Genomic DNA, 23,891 nt, shown 5'->3' on the forward strand with positions numbered 1-23,891 from the left:
TAAAAAGGATAGCTAAGGGAGGGTGAAATGAAAGATAAGTTTAAAATAAATAAAACTTCAATAAAAGAAATAATAGCTTGGTTATTGGGTGGAATTCTATTATTATTCATAACAGAATATATACAACGTTCAAGTTTTACTTCAATAATCACATTTGCAAAAGATAGAACAAACGCATTTGCAATAAACCTATTAATAATATTATTAATAACATCAATAACTTTTATACTTAAAAGAAAAAAAACAGCATACTTTTTAATATCAGTAACAATAATAGCAATATCACTAATAAGTGCATTTATGACTAACTTAAGAGGAACACCATTAACATACTCAGATTTATTTTCGATAAAAGATGGACTAAGTATAGCAAATAAATATATAAGTTTACATATATTAATAGGCGCAATAACACTAATAATATTAACTATACTTATAACAGTATATTTATTTAAAAAAGATAAAAATGAAATAAGAATAACAAGTATAACAAATATAATAATAGCTATAACTACAGCAATAGTATTATCTGTGAGTGTAATTTCATTGAGAGAAAGAAAAATATTAGATGTACTAAGATGGGACTTAAAAGAATCATATTATCATAATGGATTTGTATACTCAATCTTAGATTCATGCTTTGGATATATAAGAAAAAAACCAGAAGACTATAACAAAGCAAATATAGAAAATATAAAAAATGAAATAAATAGCGTAGAAGCAATGAGTACAGAAAACTCTATTACAAGCACAAATAATAAAACTAAAAAGCCAAATATAATATTTGTTCAACTAGAATCATTTATTGACCCAACACTAATAAAAGAAGCTAAATTTAGTGAAGACCCAATACCAAACTTTAGAAAACTGTTAAAAGAAAACCTAAGTGGAAATATAAACGTTCCAGTAACAGGTGGGGGTACAGCAAGAACAGAATTTGAAGTATTAACAGGTAATAACTTTGATTACCTAATACCAGGGGAAATACCATATGACAGTTTTGTAAAAGAAAAAAATGTAAACTCAATAGCAACAACATTAAAACAACAAGGATATCAAACAACAATAATGCATAACTTCCAAGGAAACTTTTACAACAGAAACAAAGCCTTTGAAAACCTTGGATTTGACACATTTGTATCTATGGAATATATGCAAAATCTAGAAGAAACATTCCTAGGCTGGAGAAAGGATATGGTACTTCTAGACTATATACAAAAATCACTTAAACAAAATGAAAAACCTGACTTAGTATATGCAATAGCAGTAGAAGGTCATGGAAAATATCCAGACTACGATAAAGGGCTAGACCTTCCAATAAAGGTAGAAACAACGCTTAGTGAACAAGATAAATATCAACTTTATCACTATGCAAACCTACTAAAAGGAACTGATGAGTTTATAGGAAAACTTATGGAGATGGTAGACAAAGAAGAAGAAGATACAATGGTAGTATTTTATTCAGACCATACACCAGCCCTTAATGTATTTTTAAAGGATGATTTTTATTTAGATAAATATGAAACTCCATATGCAGTGTATGCAAACTTTGATATACCAAAAGAAAAGCTAAACTTAGAATCATACCAACTAAGTACATTAGCAATGGGATTATCAGAGGTTGAATATGGACCAATAGAAACTATACATGCTATGAGGGGAAATAATGAAAATTATCAAAAAGAATTAGAATTAGTTCAATATGATATGTTATTTGGGAAAAATTATTATCTAAATGATGAGGATAAAGTAAAAGATAATAAAATGAAAATGGGACTAGAAGATATAGTAATCGATAGTATAGAAAATAATAATGGTAAAATTATTATAAATGGTAAAAACTTTAATAAAAGTAGTTGTGCATATATAAATGGAAAAAAAGTCGAAACAACATTAATTGATAGCACAAAACTTGAAGTTAATAATATAAAAGATGTAAAAGAGGTTGTGGTTAAGCAACTTGGAAAATATGATGCTCCTATTGGAGAAAGTAATGAGTTTGTATTAAAATAAGCTAAAACTATAAGTTTTAAAAAGCCTTAAAGTAGGAAAAATACCTACTTTTAAGGCTTTTTTTTATACAAATATATGTTAAATAAAAAACACATCTATTGATATACATTCAAAAATAATATACAATTAGAATATAGTGGTAAAATGTACCAAAAATATACAAAAAAATAGGGTGAGAAATATGTTAAAAAGAAAAAAAGAAATCATAGCAAAAGTTATGGCGACAACAATGTTAGCATCAACATTAACATCTACATTTACAACAAATGTAAGTGCAGCAGAGCCACAAACTAAAGCAACAGTATCAGAAACTACTATAGCAGGAGATGACAGATACAAAACAGCAGTAGAAATAAGTAAAAACTACAGCTCAACATCAAAACATGCTGTAATAGTAAATGGACAAAAAGGGATAGTTGATGCATTAACTGCAACTCCATATGCATCACTAAAAAAAGCTCCAATACTTATGACTCAAAGTACAAAATTAAATGAAGATACTAAAAAAGAGTTAACAAGACGTGGAGTAAAAACAGTTGACATAGTTGGGGGAGTAAACTCAGTAAGTGATGCGGTAAAAGCTGAGATAGAAGCTATGGGTATTAAAGTAAACAGAATAGCTGGAGATAGTAAATATGACACAGCATTAGAAGTAGCTAAAAGAATAGATGGTATATCTAATATATCTAAAATAGCAGTAGCTAATGGGGAAGTATTGGCTGATGCTGTAAGTGTTGCAGCTCCTGCAGCTCAAAATAAAATGCCAATAATACTTGCACATCCAACAAAAGGATTAGATGCAGAAGTTAAAAAATATATAGATGGTGAAGGAATAAGTACTTCTTATGTTATAGGTGGTACTAGTTCAGTATCAACAACAACTCAAAACTCATTACCAGGAACAAAGAAAAGATTAGAAGGTACTGACAGACAAGGAACTAATGCAAGTGTTATAAAAGAATTTTACACAAGTTCATCGTATGACAATATGTATGTAGCAAAGTCAGGACAAGTAAATAAAGCTGATGAAATAGCAGATGCATTAGCAGTTGGTGTACTTGCTGCAAGTAACCAAGATCCTGTAATGTTAGTTGGTAAAAGTTTAGGAAGTACTCAAAAAACATTATTAGAAAGTAAAGACCTTGAAAAAATAACTAAGGTTGGAGGAAATATACCTACAGCTAGTATAGATGCTATAAAGAATACTCAAAGCAGCACTAAGACTGTTACTACTGTAGCGGAGTTAAAGACTGCTTTAGCAAATGCTAAGGACGGAGATATTATAAACTTTAATCCAAGTGGAACTGTAAGTGAGGCTGTTAGTTTAAGTACTACTAAAAATGTTACTGTTAATTTAAATGGAACTCATTCTGGTGCTGTGTCTGTTGATATGGCTAGTGGGACTTTAAATATAAATGGAAATGTTTCTAACAAGGTTTCTGTTAATGCTGTTAAGGCTATAAATGTTAAGAGTGGGGTAACTGTTAAGCATTTAGAAATAAAGTCAGGAGCTAAAAACTCTAATATATCAAACAACGGAACAGTTACTACTTTTGATGTTTTAGCAACTGGTGTTAAGATAACTGGAAGTGGTAAGATAACTACTTTAAATCCTCAAGGGGACACTGATTATAGTGGATTTAAAGGTGAGATAGCAAACTTAGATACAAGTAAACCAGTCTCTCAAGTTATTGCTCAAAATGCTAAGGAACTAGTTATAAGATTTAGTAAGCAAATAGATAAATCTTCTATAATTGAAATTGATGGAACTTTAAAAGATGGTAAGATAGCATTAACTAGTACATCATCAATTAATATAGATGGATATAAAGCATCATTAGATGAAAGTAGAATGGCATTAACTATAACTGCACCAAAAGGAGTAATATTTGATGGTAGTTATAGAATAGATATTAATGAGATATATAGTAATGGTACTAAGTTAGATAATTATAGTACGACTTTCAAAGCAGAAGATAAAGTAGCACCTACAGTTACAGGGGTTGTATATAATCAAGATAATGATGAATTTGAAATAACATTATCTGAACCAGTAGATAGTTTGAATGGTTTAGTACTTAGAGTAAATAATAAGCCAATAACATTAGCTAATGTAGTAGAGCCAACTAAGAAATTAGTATTTTCTAGAAATGGAAATGATGTTGCTATAAATTCTAATGCAACTATTTATATGGCTGGTATAAAAGATGCTGCTAATAATGTTATGACACCATACAATGGAAGTGTTAATGTTACTAATTCAACATTAGCGCTTAATAGTGTAAGTCAATATAGCGATAATGAAATAAAAGTAGTATTTAGTAAAAAGTTAAGCCAACAAAGTCAATCTGATATTTTAAGTAAAAAAGGTATGGAAGTTTATAAAATGAACAATAGTGTACAAGGAGATAATATTAATATAAGTGATATTAGATTAGATCCTTCAGATGATACTAATAAAACGTATATATTAACTATTGATAATGTACTTAAAAATGAAAATAAAGATTCACAATATGTATCAGTTAAGGTTGTAAAATATAAAAGAAACTCTAATGATACAGAATTTGTAGTATATAATGATGTAGTTGGAAATAAAATATCTGAATCAACAAACTATTTAACTTTAAATAAAGATAAAGTACACCCAACTGTAACAAATGTAGAGATAAGTTCAGACAAAACGAGTATAGAAGTGACTATGAGTGAAGCAGTTACTCTTAATGAAAGTCCAGCAAGTAAAGTTAGACTTCGTATGGATGGGGCTAATTTAAGCAATGTACAAGTAGCACCAAAAGCTAATACAAATAATATATTAGTTATAACTACAACAGATGTAGCTGCGATGGAGTCTGGTAAACTAAAAGCAGGAACTTATCAAGTTAGATTGGAAAATGGTTTAGCTAAAGACTTAAATGAAAATGACAGCAAGGAATATAATTCATCAAATTTAGTAATAACTAAAGAAAGTTTACCAGCTTTAAATATATCTAAAATACAAAAGGGCGATGGTGAAAATATTTTTGAAGTAATATCACCTGCTACACAAAGATTCACATTAGATAGCTTATCATATAGTAATTTTAAAATTGATGGAAAAGTTATACCTTCAGATTCTGATGTTTATTTTAAAGGTACTGGACATGGTACGATAATAGTTAAATTACCTTCAGTTGATTCTGTAAATCTTACAGGCAGTGCGGTATTTGAAGCTACAGGATTAAAATTAGAATCAGGACGTTTACTAAATGATAAAACTGAAACTGTACAATTAACTGACAATACAGCTCCTACTTTAATGTCTGCTAAGGTATCTATAAGTAACAAAAATGATAACAAAGTACAAATTAAGTTAACATTTGATGAAAATATAGCTGGTATTTCTGAAAGTGATGTTTCAGCTATAAAGGATGAACTTGTAATAAAAAGAGGTTATGGAGATTCTGCAAAAGAATATAATTGGGGATTATCATCAAATCCATCAGATACAACTCCAGATGCTGCAACTTATTCAGTTAATGGAAAAGAGCTTACTATAACTATAACTAAAGGGGATAACTCTAATTTACTAGAGATATTTGCAGCTACTTGGAGCAGTGAAATACATATATCAACAAAGGAATTAGAAGCAGGTGCTACAAGTAATATAAAAGATGCTAATGGTGTAAGTGCAAGGGTTGATAAAAAAGTAAGTACTAATTCTGTTTCTGAAGAAATAAAATAATATATTACTATTATTAAATTTAAATAAAGTAAAAAAAACGACACTTGTTAAAATGTGTCGTTTTTTTGCTTTATTTAAATATTTATTTAAAATAAAAATTAAAAAAATGACAAAAAAATAAAAAAAATGTCAATAAAAATAAAAAAAAACAAAAAAATATATAAAAATAGAAAAAAAAGCAGAAAAAACACGAACAAAAAAAGAGTGTATAATGCATAAAATTCTTGTTTTTTTTATTTGTGTAGTTTATGATTATGTTGTGAGAGATACGTGAGGAAAAATACGGAAATTATAAAGAGATGTGATTTATATATTTTAATTATGGGGAGGACGAACAAATATGTTAAAGAAAAACATAGCAAAAGCAATGGCAGCTGCTACAGTATTTACTGCAGTTGCACCAGTTGCACAATCATTTGCAGCTGTTATAGACAGTAACCAAGAACAAGAAATAAAAGATTTAAAAGAAAAAGTATATGATAAATTTAATTTAAAATATACTAAAAACCAAGCTCTTTTAAGAATTGCAGGTCAACAACCAGGAAATTTTGTTCATAGAAAAGTAACAATAACAACTTATAAGTTAGTAAATGGAGTTCTAACAGCGCAACAACCTGTAGATGCGAACAGTTATGCTGAGTTTGAAAAAGAATTTGATAAACAATATTCAGAGTTAAATAATGGTGAAAAGATAACTGTAGGGTATAACTCTGATACGAATAAGGTTAGATTTTTAGAAGATGGAACAGCTGTAAATTTCAAAGCAATTAAATATACAAATGTTGCTACTGAATTAGCAGCAGATGCTCAAGGATTAAACAATGGTGTATCAGTAGTACATGGTCAATTAGCAGATGGAACAGACTATGTTAAAGTAGCTATAACTGATGGATACATAACTGTTAAAAATGGAGATGCTAAGCTAGACTTAACAAAGCCTATATTTAAAGTAGTAGATGGATACTACGTAGATAAAGATGGAAATTCTATAAAGAAATACGATGAAAAAACAAATGTATCTGATGTTGCAGAAGTTAAAGCTTTAGGTGGAGTAGTAGAAGGATACTATGTTGATACAAATACAATATTAGATACAGCAAGTGTTGATAAAGGAGCATTTGCTATAGTTAAAGAAAGTAGCTCAGCAGCTAAAGAAGAGGTTAAAGTAAGTGATTTATATGAAGTATCTACTGAAAGACTTACTAAAAAAGGTAATGAATTAAGAAAAGCTATAATAGATGCAGATAAAGTTCCTACTAATCCAAATGAAGATAAATTACAAGTTAAAATAGTTGGTACTAATAAAGCTGGTGAAGAAGTTGCTCAAGCAACTATAAAGGCAGCGACTACTCAAGCTGCATTAGATGCTTTAAATTTAGTTGATATAAGAGTTATATTTGAAGAAAGAACAAATCATATAACTGAATGGTCTCCAGTATATGAAATAACAATAACTGAAGATAGAGGCAATACTTTTGTAGATGTTATCAAGCATGTTCTAAATGATACTCCAGCTAATACAGTGGTAAGTGCAGGGCTAGATAGATATGAAACAGCTGTAGAAATGAGTAAGCAAGGATGGACAGGTAACAAACCATTAAATAATGGTGCAGTAGTTTTAGTATCAGGTGCTAATGATAAATTAGTAGATGGATTAACTGCAACACCTTTAGCAGCAACTTTAAATAATAATGCAGGAGCTCCAGTATTATTAACTAAGAAAGATAGCATACCAACTGAAGTTATAGATGAAATAGAAAGATTAGGTGCTAAGACAGTTTATATAGTAGGTGGAACTAGTGCAGTATCTGAAGAAGTTGAAAAGACTTTAGAAAAAACTTACAAAATGACTGTTAACAGAATAGAAGGAGAAGATAGATACCAAACTTCTATAGCTGTAGCTGAAGAGATGATGAATGGAAACAAATATGATGATGTGTTTGTAGTTGGTGGAAAAGGAGAAGCTGATGCATTATCTGCTTCAGCAGTAGCAGCAATGAAGAAATCTCCAATATTATTAACACAAGCTGGTCAATTAAATAAAGATGTAAAACACTTCATAGATAAAAATGTAACTGATAATAATGATAATACAGATGTATTTGTAGTTGGTGGAACATCTTCAGTAGCAACAGCAGTACAAAATGAGTTAGCTGATATGAAACTTGAAGTTGAAAGATTATCTGGAAAAGGAAGACAAGAAACTAATGCTAAGGTTATATCTAGATTTGAAAAGAATGGTGCATTAAACTCTGAAGTAACTGGAATAGTATTTGCTAAGTCTAATAATGCTGGATTAGTAGATGCTTTAGCAGCAGGTGCTTTAGCAGCTAAAACAAATTCTCATATAGTATTAGCTACAGAAGAATTAACAGAATCTCAAGAAGATGCTTTAGTTAAGGTTAAAGGTAATGGTGTTAGTTTAATAACTAAAACTGTTCAAGCTGGATATGGAGTATCTGAGAAGGTTGCTAAATTCATAAAAGGTTTAAGATAATATAAACTATATATTATTTATAGAAAGCTCAAGTTTTTACTTGAGCTTTTTTTATTCGAATTATGTTATTATACTATATGTAAAATGTGGAAAATTTTGGAGGGTAACATGATAAAAGGGAAAGACATCATAGTATTTTCAACAATATCAGTATTAACTGTAACTTCTGTTAATGCAATCTCACCATATAGTGTGATAGAAACAACAGAAGAAGAAAAAATAAGTAAATTAAAAGAAAATATCTATAAAATGTTTAACACTAGATACACAAAAAACGCAGCAATGTTAAACAACACATCTAATAGTGGACAAGTAGTATATAAAATAAAAATAGCATCAAGTTTAGAAGAAATAAAAAATGCTAAAGAACTAAATAACTACTCAGAATTTGAAAAAGAATTTAATAATATATATTCAAACTTAAACTACAAAGAAAAGATAGTAATAAGATACACAACAACATCAAGAATTATAGGGGAAGATGATGTAGTTGTAGACTATAAAGAACAAAAATACTTAGGGGATGAAAGAGATGTAATTTGGTCAACATTAGAAGATGGAAATAAGGTTGGAAAAATTCCTTTATCACCAGATACAGAAACTAAAGAACCAAGATTTATAAAAGTAAACATAGGTGATACAAAACTTGATACATCAAAACCAATATTTAGAACTAAAAATGGATACTATGTAGACGAAAATGGATACTCAATAAAAAAAGTAAATGAAAGTATAATAGAAACTAAAGAATCTTTACCAAATGGAATTATAGATGGATATTATGAAGACACATCAGAACCACTTACTGATGAAGATAAAATTGAAGTAACAGATGCTATAGTAAAAAGAGCAGACGAACTTAACACTATAACATATAATGTAACTGATTTGTATGAATCAAATGTAGGAAGATTAACTACCTTAGGTAATGAATTGTTTAAATATATAGAAGAAAAAAACTCTCTAAAAGATTATACTGTAATATTTGAAGGCGTTGATAAATATACAGATAATCCAAAAGAGATTTACATAGATAAAAATGATAATAACTCTGTTGTAAAATATGTTGATGATAAGAAAATAGTTGATAGCAATTATTTATCCAAAATAAACATTATAATAGAAGAAAAAAATCAAGATAATAAATACATTGTAAATGAAATAGTTATAAAACCTGTTAGAAACGCTGGTCTTGAAAATATATTAGATATTATGGTTAATAATATGAAGACATCTGTTTTTGCAGGAGTTGATAGATACAAAACTAGTGTAGAAGTTAGTAAAAATGGATTTAAAGATGGAAGTAAAAATCTTGTATTAGTATCTGGGGACAATGAAGCTTTAGTTGATGGATTAACAGCAACTCCATTAGCAGCTACTTTAGATGCTCCAATATTATTAACTTCAAAAAATAATATACCAGATGTTGTTATAGAAGAAATTGAAAGACTAGGTGCAAAAAATATTTATATAGTTGGTGGAGAAAATTCTGTTTCTTCAGATATAAGCGATAAGTTAGAAAAATATTATGGAAAGAATGTAACTCGTATAGATGGAGAAGACAGATATGAAACTTCTATAAAGGTTTCTGAGGAAGTAGTTAAAAATAATAATGATAAAGTTGATGTATTTATAGTTGGAGGAAGTGGACTTGCTGATGCTTTATCAGTTTCACCAGTTGCAGGAAGTAAGAAAAGCCCAATTATTTTAACTAATAAAGAAAATTTATCTATTGAGAGTAAATATTTTTTAAGTAAGTATGCAAATTCTACATATATGATAGGTGGAAAAAGTCATATATCAAATAATATATCTAGGGATATTGTAAATTTAGGATTAACTACTAAGAGATTAGCAGGAAGTAATAGACAAGATACTAATGCAGCTATAATAAAGGAGTTTTATGGAGTTGATAAAGAACTTTATAATGATGAGTGTTTAGTTGTTGCAAAGAGTAATGATGGTAGTCTTGTTGATGCTTTAAGTGCTGGGGCTTTTGCAAGTAAGGTTAATGCTCCTATTGTTTTAGTAGGAAGTGAACTTAGTGAAGATCAAGAGGATGTTTTAATTTCTATTGATAAGAAAAAGTCATTGGTTCAGGTTGGATACGGAATTTATAATAGTGTTTTAGATTTTATATTAAATAGATAATATAGATGATTTCTTTTGAAATCATCTTTTTAATTTATAGAAATATTTAATATATTTATAAAAATTAAAATATAAATTATATTAATAAAATGATATTTTATTAGTTTAAGTTTATCTTGTAGTTATGGAATAGATAGGTCATTTATGATATTATAAGGTATACAAAATAAATATGGGTCATTAGTGGAGGGGTCTATGTATATATTAAACTTTATCAGAGGGTTTTGTATGGCCTTAGCTGACAGCGTGCCGGGGGTTTCAGGCGGTACAATAGCATTTATATTAGGTTTTTATGATGATTTTGTAAATTCATTAAATAATCTAATATCAAGTGACAAAAATGGTAGAATAATAGCATTAAAGTTTTTAGCCAAAATAGGGATTGGCTGGATTGTAGGTTTTATATTATCGGTATCATTTATAACATCTATATTTGAAAAAAACATATATCAAATAAGTTCTTTATTTTTAGGATTTATAATATCGTCAATTCCATTAATAGTTAAATCTGAAAGAAAAATATTAATAGGCAATAAGAGAAATGCAATATTTTTAATAGTTGGGATTAGTGTTGTAGTAGCTATGACTTATTTTAATCCAGTTACAAATGTTGGACAAAGTTTCTCTTTAAAGTCTGAGAATTTAAATTTATTGTTTATAGCTTATATATTTATATCTGGAATGGTTGCAATATCTGCAATGGTACTTCCGGGAATATCAGGCTCTACAATACTTTTAATATTTGGACTTTATGCACCAATACTTACAGCCATAGAGCAGATAATAAGGTTAAACTTTGATTATTTACCTGCTATATTGATATTTGGAAGTGGAATTTTAATTGGTATTTTAATAACTGTTAGAATAGTAAGGCATTTACTTAGAAGTTTTAGATCGCAAACTATATATTGTATTATAGGTCTTATGGTGGGTTCTATATATTCTGTTATAATGGGTCCTATGTCTCTTGAAGTTTCTAAAGCACCTATGAGTGTATCTACTTTTAATATAGTATTTTTTGCCATAGGTTGCATTTTAGTTCCTTTATTAGAGAAACTTAAGGAAGTACTTAAAAACAAAAGTAAAGAAGAATTGGATAATGATATAGAGCAAAGTTAGATTATATAAAATAATAGTTTTAATGTATTAAAAGCCCCTCTTTTGGAATATACTCTAATAGTATAAAACAAGGGGGGCTTTATGAAAAAAATAATAAGCATATCACTACTGATAGCATTGGTATTAACAACACCAATATACGCAAACACATCAAAAGGAAGTTATATAATAATAAATAACGAGAGTACAGATCCATATACTACTCAAACTACAGGGAATTTTCAAAATAAAAAAAATATAAACCAATCAAAACAAAAAACATCAACTCCTTATGCAATAGATCAAGTACTACCAGAACCAAAAAATGCAAAACTATATCAATCTGCAAAATTATATCAATCAGAAACAAAAAATAATAAATCATCAAAAACTACTAGAAAATTTAAAACATTTAATTTTAGAAATAACCAATATGAAACAATAAATACAGAATTAAAATATAGTGGGAAAAAAGTTGAAATATGGGTAAATGAAAATCAAATAAGTGATGCACAAGCAATAAGAATAGGTCAAGAATTTGATAATAATATATATCCATTAATAACAAAAAATTTTGGAGAAGAAAGTGACGTAGATAATAATGGAAAAATAAATATAGTAATTTATGATATACAAGATGACTATGATGAAACAAATGTATATACACAAGGATACTTTAATCCAACAGATTTATATGATGTAGAGGGTTCAAATAATGGAGAAGTATTATATATAGATACATATCCAACAATGGATGTAACTGATTATTACGACAATCAAGGCATAGAAAATTTATATCCTGTAATAGTACATGAATTTCAACATATGATAAGTTTTAATGAAAATGCAATTAAAGGATATTCAGGTAGCCTAGATACTTGGATAGATGAAGGTTTATCTATGGCAGCAGAACAGTTATATACAAATAAGCCAAGAATGGATAGAATAAATTATTACAATCAATCAAGTAGTATAACAAATGGACATTCACTACTTTATTGGGATTATGATAATGATACTCTTTCAAATTATTCTTTATCCTATTTATTCATGGAGTATTTAAATATACAAGCAGATATAGGAGATAGTATATATAAAGAAATTATACAAAATCCTAATAGTGATTATAAAGCTATAGAAGATGTTGTTAAAAAATATATAGACAATAATATGGACTTTGGTGAGTTTATGACAAACTTTAGAATGGCTTTAACTTTAAATTATAGCACTGGAAAATATGGTTTTAAAAATAAGGAAGGTTTTAATCAATTACAAAAGAAAATTTATAATGGAAATGAAATAAATTTAAGAGGTGGAGGCGCTGTTGTAGTTAAAGCGAACTCTTCATTAGATATACCAAGTAATAAAGGCGATAATATTGTATACTTTGGAAGTGATGAGATAGACAAGGAATTAGAAAATCATATTAAAATAATTGGTGAGAATAGATATGATACAGCGTTGAAAATAAGCAAGGCAGCTTTTAATGATAAAAGTGATGCAGTTGTTTTAATTAATGGAAAAAATAGTAGTGATGGATTAGCTGCAGGTCCTTTTGCATCTTTAATTGATGCATCTATCTTATTGGTTGAAAAGGATTATATACCAAATGAAACTATAAATGAAATAAAAAGATTAAATCCAAAAAATGTTTATTTAATTGGTGGAACTGATGTAGTATCTGAAAAAATTAAAGATGATATACAAAATATTATTGATATTAATTTAAAAGATATTAAACGCATTGGTGGAGTAGATAGAGAAGAAACTTCTTTATTAATAGGAAAGGAAATTGCAAAAATTTCTAATGTAGAAAATATTTATGTTGTTAATGGATACAAAGGTGAAGCTGATGCAATGAGTATTTTATCTAAGGCTTGTAATGAAAAATCTCCTATATTAATAACTAATGGAAAGAAATTTAACAAAGCTCAAAAGTATTTTATACAGTCTATAGAATATCCTAATTTTTATTTCTTAGGCGGAGATAATGTTATGAGTGATAATTTATTAGATGAAGCTGAAGGTTTATTTGATGTAGAAGTAAGTGTAATTAAGCTTTATGGAGATGATAGACAAGAAACTAATGGTATAGTTTTAGATTATTTCTATGGTGATAATATTAATAGCTTAATTGTTTGTAAGTCTAATAATCTAATAGATGCTTTATGTGTTGGTGTTTTTGCAGGTAAAAATAATATTCCTGTGTTAATTGCTACTAATAATTTAAGTAGTACACAAGAAGAGGTTGTAAAATATAAGACTTATGATACTTTATATGAAGTTGGTGGTGGAATTAGTTCTACTGTTATAAATAAATTAAGATAGATAAATAGGGACTTATGTAAGTCCCTATTTTAATCTTTTTTATCTAATTGACCATATAAAGCAGCAATTTCTAAGTGAAGTTCTCTTTTTTCTAAGTTATCAAATTTATCGCTACAAAATACTATACTAGCAATTTCTATTATTTTATCGTATTGAGATGATATAGAATTACAACTTTTTATAGCATCTTTCTTATCAAACTTGTCTATTAAATTGTTTATATTCATAAAACCTCCAAATTAAAAGTGATATATATAAGCTGATGCTTAATTTTACTTAGTAAAGTGTTAGAAAATATGTTCTTTTCTAACAATAGAGTATCTTAGAAAAATACCAAGTTAGTATAAGGTTATAATTAAGTAAATACAAAGTATGTACTAGGTAAATACTAAAGATTATATTTTGAAAAAAGTGTGAGAATATATGTTCTTTAAAGGCTCAAAAAAATTGGCTACAAATATGTAGCAATTTTTAAATTTATAAAGAATCAAAATACATTTTAGTTAATTCTTTATAAAGTCTATCTTTCTCATCCCTTTTGATATTTTTATCACTAAAAAATTTATTTATTTCAGTTAAAAGATCACGTTTTAAATCTTGTTTTTCAATATTTACATCGTTATTTCTAATATCACTAACCCCAAGCAAATAATCTATAGAAACGTTAAAGTATGATGCAAAGTTTTTAAGAGCTTCATTTTCTGGAGTTCTTTTTCCATTTTCATATTGTGATATTGATGGTTTTGAAAAAGTATGTCCATAAATTTTATTAAAATCCTCTGCTAATCCCTGTTGAGTTAACCCTTTCTCTAACCTTAATTCTTTAAACCTTTCTCCGAAAGTCATAATTAATCCACCTCACCATACTTAAAGTATAGTATAGGGTTATCAGAATGTAAACTTAAAAATGAAAATTTATGGAAAAATTTCTTTTGTCTAAGCTATATGTTGTAAAAGTAGTTTATTTAACCTATGATATTATATTGTTATAGCTAGGGTTAAATACGTTTATCAAAAAATAAAATATTTTATAATGCTGTAAAAAAAGTTATTGAAAGTTTACATAAAATTAACTAATATAAAAATTAATAAGTTGGGAGGGAATATTATGATTTATAATTTTAAAAAATTAAACAGTAAGGTTTTAAGTTTTGATCCAATTAAGGATATTGATAAGATTAAGTTTAATCATTACATAATGAGAAAAGAAAATAAAAATAGGCTAACTGGGGAACTTGAAAATGGTAAGTTTAAAATGACTATAAGAACTGTTATGGAAGATTTAAACTTTTCAAAAGGAAAATCAGAGAGAATGATAAATGAATTTGAAAAAATGGGAATTATAAAAAGTGTTTTTAAAGGAAATCGTACAAGTGGATATTCTATATATGAATATGTTACAGAGTCAAAATGTGGGGCAGATGATGGGACAGGTTTTGAGAATTGTAGTGGGAATAATAATTGTGAAAATAAAATTATAGATAAATGCGATGATATAAATACTTGTAATAATAATTTTTATAAAGAGAGTTTACAGAGTTTTGGGACAGGTGATGATATAGGTCATGGGACAGATAGTGGGACATCTAAAATAGATAATATAAATATATATTTAAATATAAATAATAATATTTGTGATAATGTTATTGATTATTTAAACAAAATTACAAAAAAGAACTTTAGAAAAAATACACCAAAAACTAGAAAGTTAATTAATACTAGGTTAAAGGAAGGTTTTGTAGAAGAGGATTTTTATGCTGTTATAGATATTAAAGCATCTCAGTGGTTACATAGTGATATGGAAAAGTACTTAAGACCAGAAACTTTATTTAGTAATAAGTTTGAAGGATACTTAAATGAAACTGCTAAAAAGGTTGAAGAAGTTGAGGAAACAGGATATTGGGATATTGAATTTGATTTTTAAAAATAAATTTAGAAAAATATATTGCAAGTTTAAATAAAATGAACTACTATTAACTTGAAGTTAACTCAAAAGAAACTTATAATTAACAACTCACCATTTTATTTATAATTTTAGTTTGGGGGAATAATCATGGAGCAGTTTCAAGCTGTAAATATAGAGCAAAGTATTTTAGGAAGTTTTATAGTTGATAATTCTTTAGGAGAAAAGCTTAAAGATTTAAAAGAGAATATGTTTACTGTTGAATATAATAAATTAATTTTAAAGGTTATGAAATCTTTGTATGAAAGTAAACTATCTCTTGATATAGAAAGTATTTTTACAAAACTTAAGGAAATGAATAGTGGAGTTAACGTTACATATTTAAGTAATTTAGCTTCTATGAGCCAATGTTCTTCTATTGATTCTCATATAAGCATATTAAAGGACAAACTTTTAAGAAGGGAGATTATTAAAAGTTGTACAGACCTTTTTCAAAAACTAGGAGAGGGAGAAGATATTAACTCAGTTGTATATAATTTTGAAAGTAATTTATACAATATTTTAAATGAAGAAGCTACAAATTACGGTGATAGCATTGGTGAAATTTGCGAAAAATTATTATATTTCCTGGAAAATAGTGACGAAAAAGGTATGAACTTTGGAGTTAAGTTTTTAGATGATATTATAGGTGGTTTATTTAATGGAGAGCTTACAACTATTGCTGCTCGAAGTGGTGTTGGTAAAACTGCATTGGCACTACAAATTATGTTAAACTGTATGGAACAAGGTAAAAAAGTACTTTTTATAAGCAGAGAGATGAGTAAAGAGCAAGTTTTTATGAGAAATATAACTAAGAAAAGTGGTATCAGTACAAAGTATATGAAGAATAAAGAAATTGATGAAGAAGGTTGGAAAAAGATTATAGATGTAATGTCTTATTTTAGCAGTAAGGATTTAATTTATATAAATGATAAGATAAGTACTATTAGTGGTTTAAGAAAAAGAATTAGAGAGATAAAGCCTGATTTGGTTATAGTTGATTATATTCAGCTTATGAATGCTGAGGGCAGTATGCAAAATAGAGAAAGAGAAGTAGCAAGTTTATCTAGAGAGCTTAAAAATATTACTTTGGATTTTGATATACCTCTTATTCAACTTAGTCAGTTAAATGATGAGATGAAGGATTTTAGACCATGGGGTGAAAGACCAATGCGTGACAGTAAAGCTATTTTTCATGATAGTAATAATGTTATATATATTCATGAACCTGTTCACTCTGATTTTGATGAGGCTGTTGAAAATATCAAGAAAAACAAAAATGATGTGTTGTCTGCTAGAAAAAATGGAATTAAGCTTGTTGATTTGATTGTTGCTAAGTGTAGAGATGGGGAAACTGGTATGAGGCATTATTGTTATAATGGGCCAAGGTTACATTTTCAGTATATAAATTATTAGGAGGGGATTTTATGGAAAGGGTATTGTTAGAGGATTTTTCTGAGGAGATTGTTTCTTTTGTTGATTTTATTGGAGTTGATATGTTTATTGATATTTGTGATAGGTTTGGTGGAAGTCAGTTGTATTTTCCTAAGAAGGAAAGTGTGCTAAGAGCTAGTCGAAACAGGCAGATTAAGAAGATGTATAATATATATAGTAAAAATGAGATTGCTAAAAAATTTGGTATTACTAAAAGGCAGGTTGAAAATATTCTTAAGGGATAGTATAAAGGAGTGCTTTAAAATTGTTTTAAAGCACTCCTTTATTTTATTTAATAGTTAATATATTTTTGGATAATTCATTAATACTATCTGTTAAATATGATAGCTTTCCTTCTATTCTAACTAATAAATACATTGAAAGAGCAATAGGAAAGCCAATATTAGCAACAAGATTTTGTAAATCTAAATCCATAAGAATGCTAGACTATACTACTAAATCATATGAAGTAGTATCAGTTTCAACAATCTTGGCTTCAACTAAAGAAGCAAGTTCTTCACCATTAGGTAAGAATATATTACTAGATAGTATTAAAGTCATAGTTGCTTTTACTTCAGTCTCAGTTAAATCTTCTCTTGGATTATCCACTGATATAGATACGTTTTTATCTCCTGTAGTTTTGAAATACATCAATAATTTTTTCTTAGTTTCCATAAAATTACCTCCTGTAAATTTAAATAATAATTTGGTGAAAATTTAGCCAACAATTTAGCTAGATTTTAATTAGGCTGTTATTGTTGAATTATCAATTTTAGCTACTTCTAACAAGTCGTATTCTTGAAGTGAGGCTATTGATGCACCAACTTCGTATACATCATCAGCACTAGCGTTAGGATCTAGGTTTGAGTAAGTTTTACTTTTTACAACTGTTTTTCCTGTTTCAGGATTTCTACCACAATCAAATTTTAATTTTAATCCAGATGGATTTTTTAGAAGATTTGCCATTTTAATTCCCCCTTTAAATTTTTTATAAGCTGTTTGCTTATATTTACATAGTACACCCTTAAAACTAAATACAAATATAAAAATCTTTGAAAATATTTATAGTAGTCGAACTTAAAAAAGTTCGTAAATAGATTCTTCAAGGCTCTTGTTATTTTTAGTTATTTTTTTCAAATTTTTCTTTAATGTTGCCCAATACTTTTCTATAGGATTTAAATTTGGAGAATATGGTGGTAAAAATATTAGTTTTAGATTTTTATTAGCATTTTTACATAATTCGTATAATCTACTCTTACAATGAAATGTTGCATTATCCATTACAATAGCTTTATTTTTTTCTACTTCATTTAAAAACATTTCTTTAAACCATTTTTCGAAAAACTTACTATCCATTATTTTATCGTACACTAAATGAGAGATAATCTTATCTCCACATTTTCCTGCTACTATATTTGTTCTTTTGTATTTTTTACCTGGTATTTTATCGTAAACTTTTTTACCTCTTATAGCTCTTGCATATTCTCTATAAATATAACCTTGTATTCCTGTTTCATCAATATATACTATATCTTCTTCGCTAAAGTTTTTTATCTCATTTAAATATTTATTTACTTTTTCCTTACATTGTTCTTTGTATGAAGTTGTCTTTTTTTTCGTGTTATATTTAATTTCTTTAATGCTTTTCTTATTGCACACTCACTACAATTAAACTCCTCTGCAATCTCAACTAAATATGCATCTGGATGTTTTTCTATATATTTAATTAACTTTTCTGGATAAATCTTTTTTGGTTTTCTAACCTGTATTTTTACTTCACCTAATTTACCTTCCTTTTCTTTATTTATCCACCTAGTTAGTGTTGTTTCAGATATTTTAAATACTTTACAAGTTTCTTTGTAAGTATGGCCTTCTCTTTGGTATTCTACTGCTCTTTGTTTAAACTTTATATCATAACTCATATTATATTTGTTAACTTATTTAATAATTTTCATACCTTTATTATTAAGTTCGTTTACTATATTGTAAAGATATTTACATTAACTAACAATTTTAAGTTGAAAATTTTGTAGATAATCTATGCATATAAGTTATATCAATGATTTGCAAGAAAAAAATATATTTTGAAATGCTTGGCCCACGCAGTGGCTCAAGCAACGGATGTATCCGTAGCGGTAGCAAGTATACATCGTTGGCGAAATAAAAAATAGCGCCCACACGTGGCTTAAAGTGATTCGCCGACACGTCGCTCAAGCGAAGCGAATTTTTGAAATACTTTTATGGGAAAGGATTTTAATTACAGATAAAATTATTATATAGATTAATAAAGGGAGGTTTTTTATGAAGGTTGAGGCTTATGATGTTATTGAAAATTTATCTCTTATGTATGAGATTGTTGGAGAAGAAAAGTTCTTAGAGATTATAAGAATGTATGGAGGAAATAATCTTTATATTCCTACTTATAAGAGTGTTATAAGAAGTAGTAGAAACAGGGATATTGTTAATAGATATAATGGATTTAATGGAACTCAGTTAGCCAGAGAGTATGGGATCAGTGTTAATCAGGTGAGAAATATTATTAATAAAATATAACAAATTACATCAAGAAAAATAGAAATATGTCGAAAACAGTAAAAAAAATATATTTTTTGGAAAATAATATATTTTAGTGACTGAAAATGTAGGGCGAAATTTGTTGTTTATGATAAAAATGGAATCTATAATAAAATTATAATTTGCTGTAAAGTTATTTATCAAATATAAATAGCTTACTATAAAAATATTTAGATAGTACAACAAGTTATATAAAAATAATATAAATATTTTACATAAAAAATATTTTAATGGAGTTAGTACTTCAATTGGCTAATACTATGTAGAAATAGTGATAATGATGATTATTATTGTTTGTAGTTTTAATATTAGCTTATTTTTATGCAAATTTTAATTTAGACAACATTCGTGGGAGGCATCAAATGAAATTACCAAAGAAAATAGCAGCACTTTTAGCAGTGACATTGGTTGCATCAAGTGCAGGAAATTTAGGGTATGCAGATACTATAAAATCAGTATCTGAAGATAAGTTAGTTGGAGCTGGAAGATGGGAAACAGCTATAGAAGTTAGTAAAAAAGGATGGAGCAAATCAGATAAGGCAGTAATTGTAAATGATAGTTCAATAGCAGATGCACTTGCTGCAACACCATTTGCAGAGGCTGAAGATGCACCAATACTTTTAACAGGAAAAGACAAGTTAAATGAAAAAACAAAAGAAGAGTTAAAGAGACTTGGAGTTAAAAAAGTATATGTAATAGGTGGAGAAAATACATTAACTAAAAATATAGAAACTGAGTTAAAAACTCAAAATATAGAAATAGATAGAATACAAGGTGCTACAAGAGAACTTACAGCACTAGCAATAGCTGAAAGATTAGATAAAATAAAAGATATATCTGAAATAGCAGTTGTAAATGGAACTAAAGGACTTGCTGATGCAGTAAGTATAGCAGCTGTTGCAGCAGATAAAGATATGGCGATAATACTTTCAAACTCAAAGGAAGGTACTAAAGCAAGTGATGAATTTATAAACAAAGAGGATATAAAAACTTCTTATGTAATAGGTGGACCGAACACTGTATCTAATGAAGTTTTAGGAAAATTACCTAATGCTAAAAGAATAAATGGTATGGATAGAAATGAAACTAATGCTAAAGTTTTAGAAGCTTTCTATACTGAAAAAGAATTAGATAATGCTTATGTAGCTAAAGATGGTATGGGTAAAGAAGATCATCTTATAGATGCATTAGCAGTTGGAGTTTTAGCAGCTAAAAATGATTCTCCAGTTATAATAGTTGGAAATAAGTTAAATCAAATGCAAAAGGATGTAACTAATACTAAGAACTTTAAAACTGTTACTCAAATTGGAGGAAATGGTAACGAAACTGCTTTTGGTGAGTTAAAAACTATGCAAGCAGTTACTACGTATAATGTTACAACTGTTAAAGAATTAAATGATGCTTTAGCTAAGGCTGATGCAAATGACGTTATCAATGTTGAAGGTTTAAATGATAATTCTAGAACTAAAAAAGTAGAAATAGCATCTAAGAATGCAGTTAAGATAAATTTAAATAATACAAGCGGAAAGTCTGTAGTTGTTAATGTTACAAGTGGAACAGTTGCAGCAAATGGAGCTCATACTAGTATAGATATTAAAGGTGGAGATTTAGTTATAAACGGAAGTGTTGAAGCTGTTAATATATTAGAAGGTGGAGATGTTACTGTAAGTAATGAAGGTACTTCTAAGCCTAATATTACTGTAGAGGCAGGAGCTAGTGTTGAGGTTGCTGGTAATATAAACACTATAACTGTAAATGGTAAAGATGCAGCAGTTAGTGTTACAGAAGGTTCTCATGTAAATAAGGTTGAGGTTAGTGAAAATGCTAGTGGTACTATTATAGAAAACGCTGGTAAGGTTGATAAGGTTGAATCTAATGCACCTAATGTTAGTGTTGAAAATAGTGGTACTGTTGGAAATGTTTCAGGAAGTAATAAGCCAAGTATAGATAATACTGGAGGCGGAACGGTTAACCCACCATCAAATGGAGGAGGTTCTTCAGGTGGAGGAATTGTTCAAACTCCAAGTATTAGTGATATAAGTGTAAATACTTCTTCTGATACTGTAACGGTTACAGCAAATATTAAAAATTATGGTTCTAATAACGTTGCTAAAGTAGAGTTATTACAGGGAACAACTGTTATTAAATCTCAAGAAAATGCTGATATTTTGGAAGGGCAACTTAATTATACTTTTAGTAATGTTGCAAATGGTACTTATACTGTTAAAGTTACTGTAGGTTCTACAACTTCTACCTCAAAATCATTTGTATTAAATGTATGGAATGGAACTACAAAAACAGAAGTAAAACCTAATAAAGATGGTATTTATGAAGTAAGTTCTCCAGATGAATTAGCTTGGATTTCAGATTTTGTAAATGAAGGAAATACTAATATATCAATAGAATTAATGAATAACATAGATTTAAATAACAAAGAATGGACGCCAATAGGAACATCATCAAAGCACTTTAGAGGAAGTTTTGATGGAGGAAGCTATACTATAAAGAACTTAAGCATAAACAAAGCAGATGGTTCAGATTTAGGTTTATTTGGATATACAAACAGTGGAATAAATGTAAAAAATGTTACATTAGATGGAGTAAATATACTAGGTAACCAAAGAATAGGTTCATTAGTAGGAAGTATATTTGATGAAGGTACTTCAGGTACTAGAGAAGAGATAATTGAAAATTGTCATGTGAAAAATGTTAACTTAACTGCAAAGAAAAAGGACGTAGCAGGAATTGTTGGATACGGATATGTTGACATAAAAGACAGTAGCGTAGATGAAGCAGTAATAACAGCAAAGACAGAGTCACTTAATGGTGATAATGTTGGTGGTGCTATAGGATACTTAGCTTCAAAGCGTACAGTAAGCAATGTTAAAGTAAGTAATGTAACTTTAAGTGGTGAAAGAAAAGTTGGTGGTGTAGCTGGTTCAGCTAATGATGCTAACATAGTATTTGAAAACTGTGAAGTGACTGGAAATACTTCAATAGAAGCTAGAGCATTATCAATACCAAAAGCAATATTACCATTTGCTGGAGGAATAGTAGGGGAAACAGTGCAAAAAGGTATAACAGTAAAAGATTGTTTTGTAGACAAATCAACTGTAAAAATAAGTGGTAAAAACAATAAGTTATTAGGATGGTTTATAGGTGGAAGTAGAGCAAATGATACAGAATTACTTAAATATGATGTAGTTAACTTTGTTGATACTAAAGACTTAGGATGTAGCTTCAGAGAAAATAATATGAGTGATGAATTTAAATTATTTGAAATTGATTCAAGTTTCTCTACATCAAATATAAACCTAGGTATAAAACCTAATGATGATATGAATATAGGATTAAGTACAAAGGATAATATAACAATACAGTACTTAGATGAAAATGATAAAGTAATAACATCAAACGGTAAAATATGGTCAAAGGATAAAACTTGGGCAGGATATTTAAATGATGCTGATAAAAACAAATATGGTAAGGGACTTGGAATTGGCGCTGCAGCAAATTACTCAAATGAGTTAAAGGCTGGAGTTAGATATTCAACAACTTTATACAGTAAAGATTTAGATCCTAAAACAGTAGCTAAAGTTAAAGTTATAGTTAAAATGGGAGATGAAACTCAAGAAGTAGTTTTAGAAAATACTGCAAAATAATTTAATATATAGAAGGTATCTTATAATAATGTGAACTTAAAGTATTCAAAAATATATAATAGATACTTAAATTATAAAAAAGAACATCTTAATAGGTGTTCTTTTTTTGTAGAAAATTATAAGTAAAAATATAGATAATCAATAGTATATATTTAATTTTAAAATATAAATTGACTAAAAAATAATGGATATTAAAACAGGTTATGACAGATTAAAAATAAATAATATGTTACGATTTAAAAGGAAGGTTTTTATATACTATATAAAATTATAAGGGGGTATCATATTATGATTAAAAGAAAAAAAGGAATAATTATAGCGTAGCAATATTATCTATATTATTGACTACAGCACAAATACTTCCTGTTGATGCTAAAGTATTTGAAAATGAAACTACAATAAACCAAGAAGTTGCAAATACATTTGCCCCTGTAAAAGTAAAAGAAATAATAGGAAAAGATAGGTAGA

Annotated in this window: 19 protein-coding genes; 12 read left to right on the plus strand and 7 right to left on the minus strand. The window is 27.9% G+C overall.

From position 1 onward, the window contains the following. Nucleotides 1–27 precede the first annotated feature (27 nt). From BN7997_RS03630 to BN7997_RS03655, 6 genes are all read left to right on the plus strand, one after another. A complete protein-coding gene (locus BN7997_RS03630; protein WP_071119515.1) occupies nt 28–2,013 on the plus strand; it encodes an LTA synthase family protein in 1,986 nt (661 codons plus the stop codon). A 181-nt stretch (nt 2,014–2,194) separates the two neighbouring features. Then, entirely contained in the window at nt 2,195–5,737 is a 3,543-nt protein-coding gene (locus BN7997_RS03635) for a cell wall-binding repeat-containing protein (RefSeq protein ID WP_071119516.1), read from the plus strand. 340 nt (nt 5,738–6,077) lie between these two features. Continuing rightward, on the plus strand, nt 6,078–8,234 hold the full coding sequence (locus BN7997_RS03640) for a cell wall-binding repeat-containing protein (RefSeq protein WP_071119517.1): 2,157 nt from the start codon (nt 6,078–6,080) through the stop codon (nt 8,232–8,234). A 108-nt stretch (nt 8,235–8,342) separates the two neighbouring features. Continuing rightward, nucleotides 8,343–10,385, plus strand: coding sequence for a cell wall-binding repeat-containing protein (locus BN7997_RS03645; RefSeq protein WP_071119518.1), 2,043 nt, complete (start codon nt 8,343–8,345; stop codon nt 10,383–10,385). Between the two features lie 228 nt (nt 10,386–10,613). After that, nucleotides 10,614–11,504 (plus strand): DUF368 domain-containing protein, encoded by an 891-nt coding sequence (locus BN7997_RS03650; protein ID WP_330385857.1) that lies wholly within the window; start codon nt 10,614–10,616, stop codon nt 11,502–11,504. Nucleotides 11,505–11,585: 81 nt separating this feature from the next. Continuing rightward, nucleotides 11,586–13,811 (plus strand): cell wall-binding repeat-containing protein, encoded by a 2,226-nt coding sequence (locus BN7997_RS03655; protein WP_071119520.1) that lies wholly within the window; start codon nt 11,586–11,588, stop codon nt 13,809–13,811. A gap of 29 nt (nt 13,812–13,840) precedes the next feature. On the opposite strand, the gene BN7997_RS03660 is transcribed toward BN7997_RS03655, so the two are convergent. Together BN7997_RS03660 and BN7997_RS03665 are read right to left on the minus strand one after the other, a co-directional pair. Beyond that, a complete protein-coding gene (locus tag BN7997_RS03660; protein ID WP_071119521.1) occupies nt 13,841–14,038 on the minus strand; it encodes a hypothetical protein in 198 nt (65 codons plus the stop codon). A 250-nt stretch (nt 14,039–14,288) separates the two neighbouring features. Further along, complete coding sequence (locus BN7997_RS03665; protein WP_071119522.1) at nt 14,289–14,657, minus strand: helix-turn-helix domain-containing protein; 369 nt, start codon at nt 14,655–14,657, stop codon at nt 14,289–14,291. A gap of 262 nt (nt 14,658–14,919) precedes the next feature. Here BN7997_RS03665 and BN7997_RS15370 point away from each other — a divergent pair, with 262 nt between their 5' ends. The 3 genes from BN7997_RS15370 to BN7997_RS03680 all read left to right on the plus strand — a co-directional run bounded on the left by BN7997_RS15370 (nt 14,920) and on the right by BN7997_RS03680 (nt 17,432). Then, nucleotides 14,920–15,735, plus strand: coding sequence for a conserved phage C-terminal domain-containing protein (locus tag BN7997_RS15370; RefSeq protein WP_071119523.1), 816 nt, complete (start codon nt 14,920–14,922; stop codon nt 15,733–15,735). 129 nt (nt 15,736–15,864) lie between these two features. Continuing rightward, a complete protein-coding gene (locus BN7997_RS03675) occupies nt 15,865–17,169 on the plus strand; it encodes a replicative DNA helicase (RefSeq protein WP_071119524.1) in 1,305 nt (434 codons plus the stop codon). Nucleotides 17,170–17,180: 11 nt separating this feature from the next. Then, nucleotides 17,181–17,432, plus strand: coding sequence for a Mor transcription activator family protein (locus BN7997_RS03680; protein WP_071119525.1), 252 nt, complete (start codon nt 17,181–17,183; stop codon nt 17,430–17,432). Between the two features lie 43 nt (nt 17,433–17,475). Here the strand turns inward: BN7997_RS03680 and BN7997_RS03685 are convergent, their stop codons facing one another. The 5 genes from BN7997_RS03685 to BN7997_RS03705 form a co-directional block, all read right to left on the minus strand. Then, on the minus strand, nt 17,476–17,622 hold the full coding sequence (locus tag BN7997_RS03685) for a YvrJ family protein (RefSeq protein WP_071119526.1): 147 nt from the start codon (nt 17,620–17,622) through the stop codon (nt 17,476–17,478). A gap of 12 nt (nt 17,623–17,634) precedes the next feature. After that, complete coding sequence (locus BN7997_RS03690; RefSeq protein WP_071119527.1) at nt 17,635–17,862, minus strand: DUF2922 domain-containing protein; 228 nt, start codon at nt 17,860–17,862, stop codon at nt 17,635–17,637. Between the two features lie 69 nt (nt 17,863–17,931). Next, nucleotides 17,932–18,153 carry a DUF1659 domain-containing protein gene (locus tag BN7997_RS03695; protein ID WP_083334999.1) on the minus strand — a complete coding sequence of 74 codons (222 nt, stop codon included), beginning with the start codon at nt 18,151–18,153 and terminating at the stop codon, nt 17,932–17,934. 111 nt (nt 18,154–18,264) lie between these two features. Further along, entirely contained in the window at nt 18,265–18,846 is a 582-nt protein-coding gene (locus BN7997_RS03700) for a transposase (RefSeq protein ID WP_083335000.1), read from the minus strand. Then, the gene (locus BN7997_RS03705) at nt 18,759–19,109 is read right to left on the minus strand and encodes an IS630 transposase-related protein (RefSeq protein WP_071119193.1); all 351 of its coding nucleotides are present in this window, start codon (nt 19,107–19,109) and stop codon (nt 18,759–18,761) included. Before BN7997_RS03705 ends, BN7997_RS03700 begins: the two co-directional genes overlap by 88 nt. 379 nt (nt 19,110–19,488) lie before the next feature. On the opposite strand from BN7997_RS03705, the gene BN7997_RS03710 reads away from it, so the two are divergent. The 3 genes from BN7997_RS03710 to BN7997_RS16175 all read left to right on the plus strand — a co-directional run bounded on the left by BN7997_RS03710 (nt 19,489) and on the right by BN7997_RS16175 (nt 23,890). Beyond that, nucleotides 19,489–19,740 carry a Mor transcription activator family protein gene (locus tag BN7997_RS03710; protein ID WP_071119529.1) on the plus strand — a complete coding sequence of 84 codons (252 nt, stop codon included), beginning with the start codon at nt 19,489–19,491 and terminating at the stop codon, nt 19,738–19,740. A 383-nt stretch (nt 19,741–20,123) separates the two neighbouring features. After that, nucleotides 20,124–23,423: a cell wall-binding repeat-containing protein gene (locus BN7997_RS03715; protein ID WP_071119530.1), complete on the plus strand. Its 3,300-nt coding sequence runs from the start codon at nt 20,124–20,126 to the stop codon at nt 23,421–23,423. Nucleotides 23,424–23,764: 341 nt separating this feature from the next. Further along, nucleotides 23,765–23,890, plus strand: coding sequence for a hypothetical protein (locus tag BN7997_RS16175; protein WP_278335236.1), 126 nt, complete (start codon nt 23,765–23,767; stop codon nt 23,888–23,890). Nucleotide 23,891: the final 1 nt, after the last annotated feature.

Source organism: Romboutsia timonensis (assembly GCF_900106845.1).
Taxonomy (GTDB): Bacteria; Bacillota; Clostridia; order Peptostreptococcales; family Peptostreptococcaceae; genus Romboutsia; species Romboutsia timonensis.